Raw genomic sequence first — 18,712 nt, 5'->3', positions numbered from 1 at the left:
ATCACTCGCCCATTGCTTTTGACCCTGCTTTACCCATTAAATCAACGACTAACTTCTTTCCCGTGTGGGTTGAAGTTGAGCAAAACGCCCCTATTTTAAGTGAGCCCCGTCAAAGCGCAGTGCCAGCATCGTGGAACATCGCCACTTTCCTCACCACCGTTTCCGGGTAGAATGCTCGTTCGCATGCGGCCATGAGGGCTGCTCGGGCGACTCACGGGGCCGCCCTCCATCCCTTTAGTGTGGAAGATCCTGCCGATATGTTTGCGCCTTTGTTAAAGAAACTTTTTGGAAGCAAGAACGAGCGTGAAGTAAAACGCATGCTCAAGACGGTACAGAACGTCAATGCCTTCGAAGAGCAAATGGTAGCCCTTTCGGACGATCAATTGCGCGCCAAGACTGAAGAGTTCAAGGCCCGCATCGCCAAAGGGGAAACCCTCGACAAGCTGTTGCCAGAAGCCTTTGCGGTTGCCCGTGAAGCCGGCAAGCGCGTCATGGGTATGCGCCACTTCGACGTGCAACTCGTCGGTGGCATGACCTTGCACGAAGGCAAGATTGCCGAAATGCGTACCGGTGAGGGTAAAACCCTCGTGGCGACCCTGGGTGTTTACCTCAACGCACTGTCCGGCAAGGGCGTGCACGTTGTGACGGTGAACGACTACCTGGCGCGTCGTGACGCCAACTGGATGCGCCCGCTGTATGAATTCCTCGGCCTGACTGTCGGCGTCGTGACGCCGTTCCAGCCGCCGGAAGAGAAGCGCCAGGCTTACGCTGCGGACATCACCTACGGCACCAACAACGAATTCGGTTTCGACTACCTGCGCGACAACATGGCGTTCAGCATGGAAGAAAAATTCCAGCGCGAACTCAATTTTGCCGTGATCGACGAAGTCGACTCCATCCTCATCGACGAAGCACGTACTCCGCTGATCATTTCCGGTCAGGCCGAGGACAGCTCCAAGCTGTACACCGAGATCAACAAACTGATCCCGCAGCTGGAACTGCACGTTGAAGAAGTCGAAGGGGAAGTCACCAAGGCTGGTCACTACACCGTTGACGAGAAGACCCGTCAGGTCGAACTCAACGAAGCCGGTCACCAGTTCATCGAAGACATGCTCACCCGCGTCGGCCTGCTGGCTGAAGGCGAGAGCCTGTACTCGGCACATAACCTGGGCCTGTTGACCCACGTTTATGCCGGTCTGCGTGCGCACAAGCTGTTCAATCGCAACATTGAATACATCGTGCAGGACGGTCAGGTCGTACTGGTCGACGAACACACCGGTCGTACCATGCCGGGCCGTCGTTTGTCCGAAGGTCTGCACCAGGCCATCGAAGCCAAAGAAGGCTTGAACATTCAGGCCGAGAGCCAGACCCTGGCATCGACCACTTTCCAGAACTACTTCCGTCTTTACACCAAGCTGTCCGGCATGACCGGTACCGCTGACACCGAAGCGTTCGAATTCCACCAGATCTATGGTCTGGAAGTGATGGTCATTCCGCCGAACAAGCCGTTGGCGCGTAAGGACTTCAACGACCTGGTGTTCCTGACTGCCGAAGAGAAGTACGCGGCAATCGTTACCGACATCAAGGAAAGCATGGCTGCCGGTCGTCCGGTGCTGGTGGGTACTGCCACCATCGAAACTTCGGAGCACATGTCCGCATTGCTCGTGAAGGAAGGCATCGAACACAAGGTTCTGAACGCCAAGTTCCACGAAAAAGAAGCCGAGATCATCGCGCAGGCCGGTCGTCCGGGCGCACTGACCATCGCGACCAACATGGCCGGTCGTGGTACCGACATCCTGTTGGGCGGCAACTGGGAAGTTGAAGTGGCGTCGCTGGAAGATCCGACCCCTGAGCAGATCGCCCAGATCAAGGCCGACTGGCAGAAGCGTCACCAGCAAGTGCTGGAATCCGGCGGCTTGCAGGTGATCGCGTCCGAGCGTCACGAATCCCGTCGTATCGACAACCAGCTGCGTGGCCGTGCCGGTCGTCAGGGTGATGCCGGTTCCAGCCGCTTCTACCTGTCGCTGGAAGACAGCCTGATGCGCATCTTCGCCTCTGACCGGGTGAAGAACTTCATGAAAGCCCTGGGCATGCAGCCGGGCGAAGCGATCGAGCACCGCATGGTGACCAACGCGATCGAGAAGGCGCAGCGCAAGGTTGAAGGCCGTAACTTCGACATTCGCAAGCAACTGCTCGAGTTCGATGACGTCAACAACGAACAGCGTAAAGTGATCTATCACATGCGTAACACGTTGCTGGCCGCTGACAACATTGGCGAGACCATCGCTGACTTCCGTCAGGACGTACTCAACGCCACCGTCAGCGCGCACATTCCGCCGCAATCGCTGCCAGAGCAGTGGGACGTCGCCGGTCTGGAAGCTTCGCTGCAGAGCGATTTCGGTGTGGCGCTGCCGATCCAGCAGTGGCTCGACGAAGACGATCACCTGTACGAAGAAACCCTGCGCGAGAAGCTCATGACCGAGCTGATGGCCGCGTACAACGAGAAAGAAGATCAGGCCGGTGCCGAGGCACTGCGCTCCTTCGAGAAGCAAATCGTTCTGCGCGTGCTGGATGATCTGTGGAAAGACCACCTGTCGACCATGGATCACCTGCGTCACGGCATTCACCTGCGTGGCTACGCCCAGAAAAACCCGAAGCAGGAATACAAGCGCGAGTCGTTCACGCTGTTCTCCGAGCTGCTCGATTCGATCAAGCGCGACTCGATCCGTGTGCTGTCGCACGTTCAGGTCCGCCGCGAAGATCCGGAAGCCGAAGAGCAACGTCTGCGTCAGGAAGCCGAAGCACTGGCCGCCCGCATGCAGTTCGAACACGCCGAAGCGCCAGGTCTGGAGCAACCGGAATTGCTCGGTGAAGAGGTCGATGTGGCCCTCGCCACCGCCCCGGTTCGCAACGAGCAGAAGCTGGGCCGCAACGAACTGTGCTACTGCGGTTCGGGCAAGAAATTCAAGCATTGCCACGGGCAGATCCAGTAAAACCCGTTTCAACCGCTGAAATACCCCGCGCCGCGACCGGCTCCTGCCGTCGCGGCGTTTTGCCATTCAAACCACTGCCTGCAAATGGGCGGTGCAGACATCATTGAGTAAGGAGCGCATTCATGGCTGTTGGTCTTGGTCCTTTGCCAACGTTGCACCCGGTTGCCGGTTTTGAACTCGGTATTGCCTCGGCCGGCATCAAGCGCCCCGGGCGCAAAGATGTCGTGGTGATGCGCTGTGCCGAAGGTTCGACGGTGGCGGGCGTGTTCACGTTGAACGCCTTTTGTGCAGCGCCGGTGATCCTGGCGAAAAAGCGCGTACAGAACGATGTGCGCTACTTGCTGACCAACACCGGTAACGCCAACGCCGGTACCGGTGAGCCGGGCCTGGCCGCCGCCGAGCGCACCTGCGCGAAGCTCGCTGAGCTGACCGGCGTCGATGCAAACCAGATTCTGCCGTACTCCACCGGTGTTATCGGCGAGCCACTGCCGGTCGAGAAGATCGAAGGTGCACTGCAAGCCGCACTGGACGATCTGTCGGAAAACAACTGGGAAGCGGCTGCCACCGGGATCATGACCACCGATACGTTGCCCAAGGGCGCCAGCCGCCAATTCCAGCATGACGGCGTGACCATCACCGTCACCGGCATCAGCAAAGGCGCGGGCATGATCCGCCCGAACATGGCAACCATGCTGGGCTACATCGCTACCGACGCCAAAGTCTCCCGTGACGTCTTGCAGAACCTGATGCTCGACGGTGCCAACAAGTCGTTCAACCGCATCACCATCGACGGCGATACCTCGACCAACGACTGCTGCATGCTGATTGCCACCGGCAAGGCTGCACTGCCGCAAATCACCCGTGCCGAAGGCGAACTGTTCGCCAAGTTGAAGCAGGCAGTCTTTGAAGTGTGCATGGACGTGGCCCAGGCCATCGTGCGTGATGGCGAAGGCGCGACCAAGTTCGTGACCGTTGAAGTGAACGGCGGCGGCAATCACCAGGAATGCCTGGACGTTGGCTACACTGTGGCGCACTCGCCGCTGATCAAGACCGCGCTGTTCGCCTCCGACCCGAACTGGGGCCGTATTCTGGCGGCTGTCGGTCGTGCCGGCGTCCCGGATCTGGACGTGAGCAAGATCGACGTGTTCCTCGGCGAAGTGTGCATCGCCAGCCGTGGCGCCCGCGCCGCGACCTACACTGAAGCGCAGGGTTCGGCGGTGATGCAGCAGGAAGAGATCACCATCCGCATCGAACTGGGTCGCGGCGATTGCAGCGAAACCATCTGGACCACCGACCTGTCGCACGAATATGTGAAGATCAACGCCGAGTACCGGACCTGAGCCAGTCTGAGACCGAGTCGCTCCATTGGCGAGCGGGCGCGTTCCGACACTGATCTCGGGTGCTCACAAAAGTTGTGTGCACCGGTGAACTCTGTGGGAGCGCGCCGGCTCGCGAAGGTGGCGGTCCAGACGCAACAGATCCCAAGGTTTTTCCACTGACGAAAAGGCGCCACACCATGTCCCTGCACCTGATCATCGGCGACAAACTGCTTTCCTCCTGGTCGTTACGCGCCGCGTTGGCGCTTGAGCTGACCGGCGCCCCCTACACCGAAGAGTTGATCAAACTCGGCAAGCCTGACACCCGTGCGCTTTTGCTCAAGCATTCGCCGACCGCCAAGGTACCGCTGCTGAAAACCGCCCTCGGCACTGTTGCCGATTCGCTGGCGATTGCCGAATACCTGGCCGAGCAGTTTCCTTCCGAGCAACTCTGGCCAACCGATATCGCCGCCCGCGCCCAAGCCCGATCAGCCTGTGCGCAGATGCACAGCGGCTTTTTCGCCATGCGCAACCACATGCCGTTCAACCTGAGCCACGACGCGCCGCTGAATCCGGTGCCGCCCGAGGTTAAGGTCGATATCGAGCGCATGCTCGCGTTGTGGGCAGAATGCCGTGCCGTCGCCACCGAGTCCGGGCCGTACCTGTTTGGCCGGGTGAGCCTGGCTGATGCGTTTTTTGCGCCGATCGCCGTGCGCCTGCGCACCTATCAGGTGAAACTGCCGGACGCCGACGAAGCCTATGTTGAAACCGTCTACCAATGGCCCGCCTTCAAGGCGTGGCAAAAGGCTGGACTGGAGGAATTGAATCCGTGAAACGCGTACACGTCGCCGCCGCCGTCATTCGTGACAGCAGTGGCAAAATCCTTATCGCCCGCCGTGCCGACACCCAGCATCAGGGTGGTTTGTGGGAGTTTCCCGGCGGCAAGGTCGAGGCCGACGAATCGGTCGAAACCGCGCTGGACCGAGAGCTGCAAGAAGAATTGGGCATCACCGTGGGTGCCGCTCGGCCGTTGATCAAGGTGCGTCACGATTACCCGGACAAGCAGGTGTTGCTGGATGTCTGGGAAGTGTCGAGTTTCAGCGGCGAGCCGCACGGCGCCGAAGGCCAGCCATTGGCCTGGGTGACGGCGAAGGAGCTGGTGAACTACGAGTTCCCTGCCGCCAACCAGCCGATCGTCGCAGCGGCACGCTTGCCTGCCGAATACCTGATCACACCGGAAGATCTGGAACCCCCGGCTTTGCTGCGCGGGATTCAGAAAGCGATTGCCGGCGGGATCAAATTGATCCAGCTGCGCGCCCCCAATGGCTATGACCCGAAGTACCGCGATCTGGCGGTGGACGCCGCGGGGCTGTGTGCAGGCAAGGCGCAGTTGATGATCAAGGGGCCCTTCGAATGGCTCGGTGATTTTCCGTCTGCCGGGTGGCACATCACGTCCGCGCAGTTGCGTAAATACGCGGCGGCGGGGCGTCCGTTACCGGCGCAGCGCTGGCTCGCGGCGTCTTGCCATAACGCCGAAGAACTGGCGCTGGCCGAGCAGATGGGTGTGGATTTTGTGACCTTGTCGCCGGTGCAGCCGACCCTGACGCATCCTGATGCTCAGCCCTTGGGCTGGGAGCAGGCTTCGACGCTGATCGAGGGCTTCAGCAAACCCGTGTTTTTGTTGGGCGGAGTTGGCCCGGCGGAGCGCGAAAAGGCCTGGGGTGTTGGCGCGCAGGGTGTGGCAGGGATTCGGGCGTTCTGGCCTGAGGCTTGATTATGTAGAGCGGCCACCGGCCTCATCGCTGGCAGGCCAGCTCCCACAGAGATTTATGTCGTTCACAGATGATGTGCACACCAATGGAACCTGTGGGAGCTGGCTTGCCAGCGATGGCGTACCGACAGGCTCTAATCCTTTGTCGGTTTTGCCGCCGGCTGCCACAAAATTTCCGCAATCCCCTGTCGCCGCGCAATCACCCTTGCCGCGACAAACAACAAATCCGACAACCGATTGATATAAGCCAACCCAACCCCGGCCAAGGGTTCTTCAGCATTCAAATGCTGACACCGCCGCTCGGCACTCCTTGCCAGACTCCGGCACACATGCGCCTGAGCGATCAGCATCGAACCGCCCGGCAAGATGAAATTCTCCAGCGGCCCCAACTCTTCATTCCATACATCAATCGCCGCTTCCAGCCGTTCGATTTCCGCCTCGTTCAGCGCCTGATACTGCGGCATCGCCAACTCGCCCCCAAGGTCGAATAGCCGATGCTGACAAGGTGTCAACACCTCGACCAGCTCGTTCAAGCCTGGATACGTCTCACTCTCGGCAATCAAACCGGCCAGTAACACGCCGACCTGACTGTTCAGCGTATCGACCTCGCCAATGGCCTCGATGCGTGGGTGATCCTTGGGCACGCGGCGGCCATCGCCCAGGCCGGTTTCGCCTTTGTCGCCGGTGCGGGTGTAGATTTTCGACAGGCGAAAGCCCATGGGTTACCTCGTTAATTGATTGGTTGAGCCGCGATAGGCAGCGGTTGGGCCAGCGGCAGACGCAAAGTGAAACACGTTCCTTGCCCCGGCGCCGACTGCACTTCCATCTGCCCTTTGTGGTTATTGGTGATGATGAAGTACGACACCGACAAGCCGAGCCCTGTGCCCTGGCCGATTTCCTTGGTGGTGAAAAACGGTTCGAAGGTGCGCTTGCGCACGTTCTCGCTCATGCCGATGCCGTTGTCCTCGACCTGAATCTCGGCCCACGGCGGATTGAGCCGCGTGCGCAGGATGATCCGTCCTGGCTCGCTGTCCTCTTCGCGCTGATGAATGGCTTGCGCGGCGTTTTTCAACAGGTTGAGCAGCACTTGCTCCAGCTCGTTGGCGGTGCCCGGCACCGGGCCTAGCGCCGGATCGAACTGGCGGATGATCGCCTGACCCTTGAAGTCAAAACCGATCGCCAGGTCGAAGTCGTTACCGGCGATTTCCACCGCTTGATCAATCAGGGCTGGCAGATCGCACGGTGCCATCTGACGAGTGCTGCGGCGACTGAAGCTGAGCATGTGGGTGACGATTTTCGCTGCCCGCGCCCCCGCCTGTTGAATACCATCGAGCAGTTTCGGGACTTCCCGGCCTTGCAGATAGCGGTTGACCGTGTCCAGCTCAATGCCCAGTTGCTCGGCGGTTTCGAGGTTCTTTGGCAGGTCTGTCGACAGGCGCCGACGGATGTTTTGCACGTTGTGCAGGATCGCACCGAGCGGGTTGTTGATTTCATGGGCCATGCCCGCCGCGAGGCCGCCGACCGAGAGCATTTTTTCTGACTGCACCATCATTTCTTCCAGCGACAGGCGCTGGGTGATGTCGTCGATACGGATCACCACGCCACGCCCGGTACCGCCCATCAGCGGGTAGAAGGTCAGCGCGTAATGTTTGGGCTCATCGTCCTTGAACCATGTCACCCGTTCGATCTTCGCCACGGTGTGCTGCTCGACCGTCTGCTTGAGCTGCGGCAAAAACGGTTTCAGCGGTTCGAACGCGAGGAAGATCGGCTGGTTCAGCGCTTCGTCCAGGCGCGTGCCGGAGAGGGCGCTGGCTTCCTGGTTCCATTGGGTGACGTAGAGCTGCTCGTCGAGCGCAATCAGCGCCGAAGGCATCGAGTCGATGATGCTGTTGAGGTAATTCTGGAAACCGGTGAGTTTCTTTTCGATTTTGCTGCGCACCTGAACTTCCAGCTCAAGCTTGCGGTTGGTGTGGCGGGTTTCCTCGGCCAGCCCCTGCGCCTGATCGTAAGCGGCTTGCGAGTCATCGCGGGCGCGTTTGAGCTGCTGTTCGCGGGCTTCGATACGCGACAGCATGGTGTTGAACGCCTCGGCGAGACTGCCGATTTCGTCATGGTTGCCGCGTGAGGCGCGCAACGCGTAATTCTCTTCGCGGGTGACCTGACGCGACAGCTCTTCGAGCTGATGGATAGGGCGGGTGATCAGCCGTTTGATCTGCCGGGCAATCACCAGCCACAACAGCACGCTGAAAATCAGGATGCCGAGGCTGGCCGTGAGCGTGCCGGTGTAGAACGCCATCGGCAGTTCGCTGCTGGCTACCAGCAGCAGATGACCCGGCTCGGTGCCGGGGCGGGGCAGGGTAATCACCTGGTTGGTGCGAAATTCGGTGAGTTGCCAGGCTTCGATGTGCCGGTAACGTTCCGGCAGGTGGAGTTTGTCGCCGTGTTGCAATTGCGCCAGCCGTTCGCCTTTGCCGTCATACAGGGCGGCGGCGCGCAGTGGTGAATAACTGTCGAGTTCCTTGAGCAGGCGTTCGGCGCTTTGCGGTGATTGCAGGGCTTCACTCACCAGGCTCGGGTTGGCGATCAGACGGCCGATGGTCTGCAAGGCCTGCGGGGCCATGCTCTCTTGGGAAATGTAATAGGCGGCGCTGATAAAAGTCAGGTTGGCGACCAGCAACACGGTGGTCAACAGCACCAGCAGGGCGGCCAGGAGTTTCTGGCCGACCGGCAGGTTTTCGAGGCGCTGGCGCAATGGCATCGGGTTTTTCGCAGCAAAGGAACAAGTCGCCAGCGTAGCCGCTGCTCAGTCGCTGGGCAATCCGAGGCTGCGCAGATGAGCGATCAGGCGTTGCTGCAGTTGATTGAGGTGCGGCAGATTCAGCTGGTGGCGTGCGGCGACTTTGCAGGCGTGGCCCAATAGATAGCTGATCTCCGTGCGGCGCTGATTGGCGACATCTTGATACATCGATGAGTAATTGGCCGCGGTGGCCTGGATCACCCGTTCGACTTCCTGTTGCAGGTTTTCCGCCGCCGCAGGTTGGCCACAGCGCTGCAGCAGTTCGGCGAGCTCGGCGCAGAGCGTGGCGACTTCGCAATGATGCGCCTGTAAGCCACCGTTGCGGCAGTTGTGCAACACCGTCAGCGGATTGATCGCACAGTTGAGCGCCAGTTTGCGCCACAGCCGTGTGAGGATGTCGGTGCTCCATTCGTGGGGGATTTTCGCCGCCTCAAGATCATCCAGCCAGATCGGCGCCACCGGATGAGCGGCATCACCGAGCCAGGTAAAACCGTGGCCGGCGAACACCACACGCCAGTCGCCATCGCGGAACGCACCTTCGGTACTTGAAGCGCTGATGCAGCGTGCATGCGGTACTCGCGCGGCGACAGCGTCCTGACTGCCGAGGCCGTTTTGCAGCAGAATAATTTCCGCATCGGGCGTCAAGCGTGGGGCGAGGCGGGCCACTGCGTTTTCGGCGTCGTAGGCCTTGCAGGCCACCAGCAGGCGACGGATCGGTTCGGGATTGTCCGGGGTTTCGCCGGGAACTGCATAAGTGTTGGCTTGTCCGTTTTCTACGAGGGTCAACCCGTCGGCTGCGTTATAGCTGTGCAAACGCGTCACGTCGCGCACGATCAGCCTCACCGGCAGGCCGGCCCGAGCCAGCCGCGTAGCCCAGAGTGTGCCGAGACTGCCGGCGCCGAGAATGTGCCAAGGGGTAGACATCAGTTTTTTGCTCGATTGGGGAGAGGCATGCGCGGCTCGCGTGTCGACAGGAAAAGACCCGTTATAATGAGCCCGATTTTAACCGCAAGCCAAGCGCGCTCCATCCACATAGAGCGCGCCTTTTTATTGGAGAAATTACATGCCGTCGTTCGACGTGGTATCCGAACTGGACAAACACGAACTCACCAACGCGGTCGAGAACGCCGTGAAGGAACTCGATCGTCGTTATGACCTGAAAGGTAAAGGCAGTTTCGAGTTCAAGGAAAAGGACCTGACTGTCAGTCTGACCGCTGAAGCCGGATTCCAGCTGGAAGCGATGATCGAAATCCTCAAGTTGGCCCTGGTCAAGCGCAAGATCGACGTGCAGTGCCTTGAAGTCAAGGATGAGTACGCCTCGGGCAAGCTGATGAAGCAGGATGCCGTGCTCAAGGAAGGCATCGACAAGGAACTGGCGAAGAAGATCGTCGGCCACATCAAGGACGCCAAACTCAAGGTGCAGGCTGCCATTCAGGGCGAGCAGGTGCGTGTGACCGGCAAGAAGCGCGACGACCTGCAAGAAGCCATCGCGGCCTTGCGTGCCAAGGAATTCGGCATGCCGCTGCAGTTCAACAACTTCCGCGACTAAGCGTTATCGGCGGACCTGTGGGAGCGAGCCTGCTCGCGAAGGCGGCGTGTCAGTCAACCTCATTGCTGAATGACACACCGCCTTCGCGAGCAGGCTCGCTCCCACATTTATTTGTGCACATCCCGGGTAGCCGGAAATCAGGAGATAGAACATGGATTTGAATGCTGAAGTAGACCACCTGGTCAAGGCATCCCAGGCGTGGATCCCGATGATCATGGAGTACGGCAGCCGGGTGCTGCTGGCAGTGATTACCTTGGGGATCGGCTGGTGGCTGATCAACAAGGTCACGCAAAAACTCGGTGGTTTGCTGGCCCTGCGTAACGCTGACCTGGCACTGCAAGGCTTTATCAGCAGCCTGGCCAACATCATTCTCAAGGTGCTGCTGATCGTCAGCGTGGCTTCGATGATCGGTGTCGAAACCACCTCGTTCGTTGCCGCGATCGGTGCTGCGGGTCTGGCCATCGGTCTGGCGTTGCAGGGCAGCCTGGCGAACTTCGCCGGCGGCGTGCTGATTTTGCTGTTCCGTCCGTTCCGCATCGGCGACTGGATCGAAGCGCAAGGCGTGGCGGGTACCGTCGACAGCATCCAGATTTTCCATACCGTCCTGCGTACCGGCGACAACAAGACCGTCATCATGCCAAACGGCAACCTGTCGAACGGCATCATCACCAATACCAACCGTCAGCCAACCCGCAAGGTTGTGTTCGATGTGGGCGTGGATTACGAAGCCGATCTGCAAAAGGCCCGTCAGGTGCTGCTGGATCTGGCCAAGGATGAACGTGTTATGCAGGACCCGGCGCCGCAGGCAGTGGTTTCGACACTGGGCGACAGTTCGATCACGGTTTCCCTGCGTGTGTGGGTTAAAACTGCAGACTATTGGGATGTGATGTTCATGTTAAATGAACTGTCCCGCGATCGTTTAAAAGCTGCAGGCATTGATATTCCGTTTCCGCAGCGAGTTATTCGTGTGGTTCAGGAAGGGGCACCGCAGTAAGCGATCGATTATTTGCCCTGACGGTCAAGTAAGGCAATTAAACCCAAGAGCTGCAAAGTCTCTTGGGTTTTTTATTGTTCGCAGTAAGCCCGCTTCGCTCGACATAATTAGCTTGCTATTCAAATATGCTTAGGCCGCTATTGAATAAGCAAAAAAAACCGCCCACCTGTCAGGGTGAGCGGTTCTAATTAGAGCAGAGCTCTACAGTACTGCTGAACTACATCCGGATTACAAGATGCTCAGCGGGTACTCAACGATCAGACGCAGATCGTTGTTGTCACCGCCGTTATAAGCGGTGTTGGAGCGGTACCAGGCGCTACGCAGGCGGAAGGACAGGTCTTTTGCCGGGCCATTCTGCATTACGTACTTGGTTTCGAAGTCCAGCTCGTGTTCCTTGCCTTCTTCAGCACCGGTAGAGATGTTGTCGCCTTTGATGTAACGGGTCATGAAGCTCAGGCCCGGTACGCCGTAGGTTTTCATGTTCAGGTCGTAGCGACCCTGCCACGAACGCTCGTCTGCACCGTTGAAGTCGGAGTACTGCACGGAGTTGGCGAGGAAAATGGTGCCGCCGCCGTCTACGCCGTATACGTAACCGGTATCACCGGTCGAACGCTGGTGAGCGAGGGTGAATTTGTGGGCGCCGATGCTGTAAGCGGCAGCCAGGGACCAGATGCGGTTGTCGATATCGCCCGACAGTTCCTGACCTTGGCTCTTGCTCTTGTACCCGTTGAAGTCGAAGTTCAACGACTGTTCATCGTTGATCGGCAGGGTGTAGTTGGCGTTGAGGTACTGCTTCTTGAAGTGGTCATCCACGTCGGAAGCCGCAACACCGGCGACGAAGTTGTCGGTGAACTGGTAGGTGGCACCACCGATATTGGCAGACGGCAGGCCGCCGTCAACGATGGTGTCATGGCCCATGCCGGTCTGGGAGCTCATCGCGGTGAAGCGACCAGCGCTCAGCTCAAGGCCAGGGATTTCCTTGGATACGAGCAAGGTGCCGGTGGTGGCTTCAGGCAGCAAACGGCTGTCGTCAGTGGAGAATACCGGGCTGGCGACGAATTGGTCGCCATACTTCAAGACAGTATTGGACAGACGGAATTTAACTGCGCCACCTGCTTTGGACTGGGTGTCTTCAGGTGTGCCATCGCTATCGAAGGCGAACAGGCCGTTGCCGGTACGACCGCGGCCGCTGTCGAGCTTGATCGAGCCCAGACCGAAAGCGTCAACACCAACACCGATGGTGCCTTGAGTGAAGCCGGATTCGAAGATGGCGTGCATGCCAATACCGGTTTCTTCGCGGTAGCCTTGGCGCTCACCCGATGGGCTAGTTTTCAAGTTTTCATTCTTGAAATCACGATTCATATACAGCATGCGGGTCTTTACATTGAAGGTACTGTCTTCAATGAAGCCTTGGGAATCATCCTGGGCGGACGCCATTGCGAACTGCGAGGTGCCTGCTGAAACAGCCAGTGCGATCATGCTCCACTTCATCACGCGCATCGTGATTTGCTCCTTTGGTTTTTAGAAGAGTACTGCCGTCCCACCTGTTTTATTATCTGGGCGGCTCTTTCTTTTTGTGTCGGCGCAAACTTATATCACGCCGACATTGTTGGCGATACTTGCTAATCGAACCTTTCGCCTTCTTTACGACGCTGTCGCAGATGGCTTGGTAGATGTCGCAAATTCACAGTACCGATGCAATCGGACCGACAACTTTTTCGCTGTTTTTCTAGCCTTTTGCATCGCTAAAAAAGAGTCCCTGGCAAAACACTTGAATCTCCATCGGGCAACCCTGCCACTGTTTTTATCGGGCTTAAGGCTCCCACATCCCGTGGTGCGCTTATAGTCCATATGAGTACGCTTGCAACAAGCGTGCACAAACTGCAATTTCGGTGCGGTTATTTTTCAACACGCTTGTCTTTACCTGTAAAAGCCTCATAAATACGGGGCGCCAAGCCGCTTTTTGTAAGGGCTTGACGCGATTGTTCGTATGGTGTTGCCACGCCGTAATTGGCGCGCGACAACCAAAAACGTTACCGGTTCACCCCGCCAGTGAGTATTCGGCGGATGCCCGACGCACTGAGCGTAGACCCACTGTGCGGTTTTGGTGCAAAAAATTTACGCGCTGTACCGTATTCATACAGACCTGTCTGCGAGCGATCGTGAGCACCTCACGGTTTTACGGTCATTTCAGCGCACTGGTCATCTGGTCGGGTTCCGAGCTGGTGCATCAAATCAAAAAATGTCACATGTCGGGGCGTCCGGAGAAATGGCCGGGGCACAGTCCTCGTGAAGGCGAGCGCATTCGCAGGTATGCTGCGGTTCTGTCGCTTGGTGCGCTGCCTGTCGGGTGGCCCGCCAAGCTGAATTATGTAGATCAGCCGGGAGTGCGCGCAGTGTTTGCTTTAGATTCACGACTACAACAGGACACACTGGCCATCGGCGACTTTCCGCTCTGCCGTCTGTTGCTGTCCAACGACGCCAACTACCTGTGGTTCATCCTGGTGCCACGCCGCAACGATATCAGCGAGTTGTTTCAGTTGGATGTCGCCGATCAGCAACAGCTCTGGCTGGAAACCACCGCGCTGGCCGAGTTGCTCAAAGACTTGTTCGATGCCGACAAAATGAACGTCGCTACGCTGGGTAACGTGGTCAGCCAGATGCACATGCATGTGATCGTGCGCAAACGTGACGACGCGGCGTGGCCTGCGCCGGTCTGGGGCAAGCATCCGGCAAAGCCTTATGACAGCGAACAGGTGGCCGCCATTCGCGCGCAGTTGCGTGTGGTGCTGACCGAAGATTTCACCTTTTTGGAGGGCTGAGTCATGACCCTGGAAGAACGCGTTAACGATCTGGAAAGCCGTCTGGCGTTTCAGGACGACACTATCCAGACGTTGAACGACATCCTGGTGGCGCAGCAGCGGGTGGTCGAGCGCCTGCAATTGCAAATGGCTGCGTTGCTCAAGCGTCAGGAAGAAATGGTCGGACAGTTCGAATCCTTCGAGGAAGAAGCACCTCCGCCACACTACTAAGGCGCGGTCTTTTCATCAGGCGTAAAAAAACCGCGAACAGCACGCTGCTCGCGGTTTTTTTATGCCTTGGATCAGCGGCGCGGCAGCGCGGCGATCACGTCCTCGGCTTGCAGGCCTTTGTCCCGGTTCATCACCGAGAACTCCACGCGCTGGCCTTCGACCAGAACGCGGTGGCCTTCGCCACGGATCGCGCGAAAGTGCACGAAAATGTCATCACCGGAATCCCGGGAGATAAAGCCGAAGCCTTTGGAAGTGTTGAACCACTTGACGGTGCCGGTATCGCGGTTGGTCATGTCGTAGGTGGTTGGCGTGGCTGCCGGTGAAGATCGATAAAAGCTGACGGCCAGGTGCAGGACCACGGCAACCAGGGCAATCACCAGGCTGAACAACACGGCTGGCTGGCCGGCGATGACAGGCATCGGCGCGATCAGGGTCAAGGTTTGGAGGACGACAGTCAGCACCAGAAGAGCGCTGACCAGATTTTGCAGATGCTGGCGCGGGCCTTTGTTCCAGTAAGGAATCACCGGGGCAATGACCAGGTTCAGCAGGCCGAAAAAGGCCAGGTAAAGTGCATCGGGTTGTTGCAGGTAGGGAACGGCTTCGGATTTCAAGCTAGGTATGAACGACAGCAGCAATGCCGCTGCGCCCATTAGCAGGTGGACGATTTTCAACATTTTGATTGGCTCACGTTATTAACGGCTCACAAGGAAGAGCTGGAGGCGCACGGTTCGCTTCGGGACAAAATAAGAGGCGGTGGACACGGACGCAGCATCAGCCTATGCGCAAATCCCCGGAAAATGGGGCATAGCGACACACTGCCTATTTAACAGCAAAGCCTGCAGCTACTCAAATCAGGCCGGCCAGCGGCAGCAAAGTGGTCGATTTGTCGCAGTGCGAGTGTCGATTCGGGGCTGCGAGGGATCGACAGCCTTGCTAGAGTGGGGCGGTACCTTGGATGAATTCAAATCGCCGTTAGGGGGTAAACATGGCAATCGATATCGGTATCAGTGAAGAAGACCGCAAGTCCATCGTCGAGGGGCTGTCGCGTCTGCTGTCGGACACCTACGTGCTGTATCTGAAAACCCATAACTTCCACTGGAACGTCACAGGCCCGATGTTCCGCACGCTGCACTTGATGTTTGAAGAGCAATACAACGAGCTGGCACTGGCCGTCGATTCAATCGCCGAGCGCATTCGCGCGCTGGGTTTTCCGGCGCCGGGCGCCTACGCAACCTACGCGCGGCTCTCTTCTATCAAGGAGGAGGAGGGTGTGCCCAGCGCCGAGGACATGATCAAGCAACTGGTCGCCGGTCAGGAAGCCGTGACCCGCACCGCGCGCGGCATTTTCCCGCTGCTCGACAAGGTCAGTGACGAGCCGACGGCCGACCTGCTGACCCAGCGCATGCAGGTTCATGAAAAAACCGCGTGGATGTTGCGCGCATTGCTCGAAGCCTGACCCAAGTGCGCGGGCAGGCCTTGGGGATGCCCGCGCTGTCCACAGTCTTACTTCTATCGTTGGCTTATCCTACGGGGATGGTCAATTAGTCATCTGGATATAACTTTGCGTCTGCGCTTTTATGAAGTCACAGGATGTGACTTTGAAAAACCCGCAGAGATGGCAAAGGAGTGTCACCGATATGATAGAGGGAGACAGGCGAGGCGACAGGAATGTCGGCTTGCAACATGAATTGAAGTTCGATCCGTTCGTCAACGAATTCGACATGTCATTGGTACAGCCGCTGTCCCGATCCGTGCGTTTGAACGGATACGCGACGTGCCTGCGGCTGGAGCAGGTGTACTGGAACATCCTCGGCGCCATGGCCAAAGACAACTGCTGTTCGATCAGCTCACTTTTATCCCACGTTGACCGTGAGGTACATCTGCGTCACGGCGGGGTGAAAAATTTCAGTGCGCTGGTACGAGTGGTGTGTGTCATGAACGGGATCAAAGTCGCTGAGTCAGCGAAATCGCTCTGAAACAGCGGTTGCAAAGGAGGTTGCGGCCTGTGCAGTCTTACGGCTGCACAGGCCGCATTTAATGGATATAATCCCGCTCTTTCGCCGCAAAGCCCTGCGCGCGGTGGCAATCTGATCGCCGAGACACCTCCATGCCGATGTACGATTATCAATGTGCTTCCTGTGGTCATCAGTTGGAAGCCATTCAAAAGATCAGCGATGCACCGCTGGTCGACTGCCCTGCCTGCCAGGCGCCAGAGCTCAAGAAACAGCTGTCGATGCCCGGCTTTCGCCTCAGCGGCAGCGGTTGGTACGAAACCGATTTCAAGACCGGAACCAAGAAGAACCTGGCCGGTAGCGACAAATCTGACTAGGGTTCAGGCCCAGGTCGAACGACACGCGTGAGTTTCCCCACGTCGCACAAGCTTGAGCGCGACGGGATCTCCACCGAATTTCGAATTACGAGAAGCGAACCACTACCATGATGCGCAGCCACTATTGCGGCCAACTGAACGAAAGCCTGGAAGGTCAGGAAATTACCCTTTGCGGATGGGTTCACCGTCGCCGCGACCACGGCGGGGTGATTTTCCTCGATATCCGTGATCGTGACGGTCTGGCCCAGGTGGTGTTCGATCCGGATCGCGCCGAGAGCTTCGCCGCCGCCGATCGCGTGCGCAGCGAGTACGTCGTGAAGATCACCGGTAAGGTGCGTCTGCGTCCGGCCGGTGCAACCAACGCCAACATGGCGTCGGGCATGATCGAAGTGCTGGGTTACGAACTGGAAGTGCTGAACGAGTCGGAAACCCCGCCGTTCCCGCTCAACGAATACTCCGACGTTGGCGAAGAAACCCGCCTGCGCTATCGCTTCCTCGACCTGCGTCGTCCGGAAATGGCCGAGAAGCTGCGTCTGCGTTCGCGCATGACCACCAGCATCCGTCGCTTCCTCGACGAAAACGGCTTCCTCGACGTTGAAACGCCGATCCTGACCCGTGCAACTCCGGAAGGCGCACGCGACTACCTCGTGCCAAGCCGTACTCACGCCGGTTCGTTCTTCGCGCTGCCGCAATCGCCGCAGCTGTTCAAGCAACTGCTGATGGTGGCCGGCTTCGACCGTTACTACCAGATCGCCAAGTGCTTCCGCGACGAAGACCTGCGTGCCGACCGTCAGCCGGAATTCACCCAGATCGACATCGAGACCAGCTTCCTCGATGAAAAAGAGATCATGGGCCTCACCGAGCAAATGATCCGCAACCTGTTCAAGGAAGTGCTGGGTCTGGAATTCGGCGAATTCCCGCACATGACTTTCGAAGAAGCCATGCGCCGCTACGGTTCCGACAAGCCAGACCTGCGTAACCCGCTGGAGCTGGTCGATGTTGCCGATCAACTCAAAGAAGTCGATTTCAAGGTCTTCAGCGGCCCGGCCAACGATCCGAAATGCCGTATTGCCGCACTGCGCGTTCCAGGCGGGGCGAGCATGCCGCGCAAGCAGATCGACGACTACACCAAGTTCGTCGGCATCTACGGTGCCAAGGGCCTGGCGTACATCAAGGTCAACGAGCGCGCTGCCGGTGTTGAAGGTCTGCAATCGCCGATCGTGAAAAACATCCCGGAAGACAAGCTGAACGTGATCCTTGATCGCGTTGGCGCAGTCGATGGCGACATCGTGTTCTTCGGCGCCGACAAGGCCAAGATCGTCAGCGAAGCACTGGGCGCACTGCGCATCAAGCTCGGTCACGACTTGAAGCTGCTGACCTGCGAGTGGGCGCCAATGTGGGTCGTCGATTTCCCGATGTTCGAAGAAAACGACGACGGCAGCTTCTCCGCGCTGCACCACCCGTTCACCGCGCCGAAATGCACGCCGCAAGAGCTCGAAGCCAACCCGGCCGGCGCTCTGTCCCGCGCGTACGACATGGTGCTGAACGGTACTGAGCTGGGTGGCGGTTCGATCCGTATCCACCGCAAGGAAATGCAGCAGTCGGTGTTCCGTCTGTTGGGCATCAACGAAGCGGAACAGGAAGAGAAATTCGGCTTCCTGCTCGACGCCCTGAAGTACGGTGCACCGCCGCACGGTGGCCTGGCCTTCGGTCTGGACCGTCTGGTGATGCTGATGACCGGCGCCCAGTCGATCCGTGAAGTGATCGCCTTCCCGAAAACCCAGAGCGCTGCCGACGTCATGACGCAAGCACCGGGTGTGGTGGATGCCAAGGCATTGCGCGAATTGCACATTCGTTTGCGCGAAACGCCAAAGGCTGAGTAAGACGGGCCTGAAGGCGCATCTTCGGATGCGCCTTTTTTCTTTCTTATA

17 protein-coding genes are annotated in these 18,712 nt (G+C 58.5%); 12 read left to right on the top strand and 5 right to left on the bottom strand.

Going from position 1 to position 18,712, the window contains the following annotated elements; all coding sequences use genetic code 11:
- Positions 1-257: 257 nt before the first annotated feature.
- From secA to JJD74_RS06335, 4 genes are all read left to right on the top strand, one after another.
- Positions 258-2,993, top strand: a complete 2,736-nt coding sequence (secA, locus tag JJD74_RS06350; protein WP_042560656.1) for a preprotein translocase subunit SecA — start codon at positions 258-260, stop codon at positions 2,991-2,993.
- A 122-nt stretch (positions 2,994-3,115) separates the two neighbouring features.
- The gene (gene argJ / locus JJD74_RS06345) at positions 3,116-4,333 is read left to right on the top strand and encodes a bifunctional glutamate N-acetyltransferase/amino-acid acetyltransferase ArgJ (RefSeq protein ID WP_042560655.1); all 1,218 of its coding nucleotides are present in this window, start codon (positions 3,116-3,118) and stop codon (positions 4,331-4,333) included.
- Between the two features lie 176 nt (positions 4,334-4,509).
- Positions 4,510-5,142 carry a glutathione S-transferase family protein gene (locus tag JJD74_RS06340; RefSeq protein WP_047302774.1) on the top strand — a complete coding sequence of 211 codons (633 nt, stop codon included), beginning with the start codon at positions 4,510-4,512 and terminating at the stop codon, positions 5,140-5,142.
- Positions 5,139-6,083 carry a Nudix family hydrolase gene (locus JJD74_RS06335; RefSeq protein ID WP_200612322.1) on the top strand — a complete coding sequence of 315 codons (945 nt, stop codon included), beginning with the start codon at positions 5,139-5,141 and terminating at the stop codon, positions 6,081-6,083. Before JJD74_RS06340 ends, JJD74_RS06335 begins: the two co-directional genes overlap by 4 nt.
- A 131-nt stretch (positions 6,084-6,214) precedes the next feature.
- Here JJD74_RS06335 and JJD74_RS06330 read toward each other — a convergent pair whose 3' ends face one another.
- From JJD74_RS06330 to JJD74_RS06320, 3 genes are read right to left on the bottom strand one after another with little or no spacing between them, the layout of a single operon-like run.
- Positions 6,215-6,799, bottom strand: a complete 585-nt coding sequence (locus tag JJD74_RS06330; RefSeq protein WP_200612320.1) for a cob(I)yrinic acid a,c-diamide adenosyltransferase — start codon at positions 6,797-6,799, stop codon at positions 6,215-6,217.
- A gap of 11 nt (positions 6,800-6,810) precedes the next feature.
- Positions 6,811-8,838 carry a HAMP domain-containing sensor histidine kinase gene (locus JJD74_RS06325; protein WP_042560651.1) on the bottom strand — a complete coding sequence of 676 codons (2,028 nt, stop codon included), beginning with the start codon at positions 8,836-8,838 and terminating at the stop codon, positions 6,811-6,813.
- 45 nt (positions 8,839-8,883) lie between these two features.
- Complete coding sequence (locus tag JJD74_RS06320) at positions 8,884-9,801, bottom strand: putative 2-dehydropantoate 2-reductase (RefSeq protein ID WP_047302768.1); 918 nt, start codon at positions 9,799-9,801, stop codon at positions 8,884-8,886.
- A gap of 139 nt (positions 9,802-9,940) precedes the next feature.
- On the opposite strand from JJD74_RS06320, the gene JJD74_RS06315 reads away from it, so the two are divergent.
- Both JJD74_RS06315 and JJD74_RS06310 read left to right on the top strand, forming a co-directional pair.
- Positions 9,941-10,426 (top strand): YajQ family cyclic di-GMP-binding protein, encoded by a 486-nt coding sequence (locus JJD74_RS06315; RefSeq protein WP_042560649.1) that lies wholly within the window; start codon positions 9,941-9,943, stop codon positions 10,424-10,426.
- A gap of 151 nt (positions 10,427-10,577) precedes the next feature.
- Entirely contained in the window at positions 10,578-11,420 is an 843-nt protein-coding gene (locus tag JJD74_RS06310; RefSeq protein WP_042560648.1) for a mechanosensitive ion channel family protein, read from the top strand.
- Positions 11,421-11,648: 228 nt separating this feature from the next.
- Here the strand turns inward: JJD74_RS06310 and JJD74_RS06305 are convergent, their stop codons facing one another.
- Positions 11,649-12,920, bottom strand: coding sequence for an OprD family porin (locus JJD74_RS06305; RefSeq protein WP_200612318.1), 1,272 nt, complete (start codon positions 12,918-12,920; stop codon positions 11,649-11,651).
- Between the two features lie 896 nt (positions 12,921-13,816).
- On the opposite strand from JJD74_RS06305, the gene JJD74_RS06300 reads away from it, so the two are divergent.
- Positions 13,817-14,242 (top strand): HIT domain-containing protein, encoded by a 426-nt coding sequence (locus JJD74_RS06300; protein ID WP_200612315.1) that lies wholly within the window; start codon positions 13,817-13,819, stop codon positions 14,240-14,242.
- A 3-nt stretch (positions 14,243-14,245) separates the two neighbouring features.
- Complete coding sequence (locus JJD74_RS06295) at positions 14,246-14,452, top strand: SlyX family protein (RefSeq protein ID WP_042560646.1); 207 nt, start codon at positions 14,246-14,248, stop codon at positions 14,450-14,452.
- A 71-nt stretch (positions 14,453-14,523) separates the two neighbouring features.
- Here the strand turns inward: JJD74_RS06295 and JJD74_RS31245 are convergent, their stop codons facing one another.
- Positions 14,524-15,126, bottom strand: a complete 603-nt coding sequence (locus tag JJD74_RS31245) for a cold-shock protein (protein ID WP_042560645.1) — start codon at positions 15,124-15,126, stop codon at positions 14,524-14,526.
- 311 nt (positions 15,127-15,437) lie between these two features.
- Here JJD74_RS31245 and JJD74_RS06285 point away from each other — a divergent pair, with 311 nt between their 5' ends.
- The 4 genes from JJD74_RS06285 to aspS all read left to right on the top strand — a co-directional run bounded on the left by JJD74_RS06285 (position 15,438) and on the right by aspS (position 18,664).
- A complete protein-coding gene (locus JJD74_RS06285; RefSeq protein ID WP_042560644.1) occupies positions 15,438-15,908 on the top strand; it encodes a Dps family protein in 471 nt (156 codons plus the stop codon).
- A gap of 181 nt (positions 15,909-16,089) precedes the next feature.
- Positions 16,090-16,428 carry a ribbon-helix-helix domain-containing protein gene (locus JJD74_RS06280; RefSeq protein WP_042560643.1) on the top strand — a complete coding sequence of 113 codons (339 nt, stop codon included), beginning with the start codon at positions 16,090-16,092 and terminating at the stop codon, positions 16,426-16,428.
- Positions 16,429-16,559: 131 nt separating this feature from the next.
- A complete protein-coding gene (locus JJD74_RS06275) occupies positions 16,560-16,781 on the top strand; it encodes an FmdB family zinc ribbon protein (RefSeq protein WP_042560642.1) in 222 nt (73 codons plus the stop codon).
- Between the two features lie 107 nt (positions 16,782-16,888).
- On the top strand, positions 16,889-18,664 hold the full coding sequence (gene aspS, locus JJD74_RS06270) for an aspartate--tRNA ligase (RefSeq protein WP_042560641.1): 1,776 nt from the start codon (positions 16,889-16,891) through the stop codon (positions 18,662-18,664).
- Positions 18,665-18,712 lie beyond the last annotated feature (48 nt).

Source organism: Pseudomonas sp. MF6776, from assembly GCF_016613125.1.
Taxonomy (GTDB): domain Bacteria; phylum Pseudomonadota; class Gammaproteobacteria; order Pseudomonadales; family Pseudomonadaceae; genus Aquipseudomonas; species Aquipseudomonas iridis.
The sequence above is the reverse complement of the archived record's forward strand: the minus strand, read 5'-3'. Positions and strand labels throughout refer to the sequence as shown.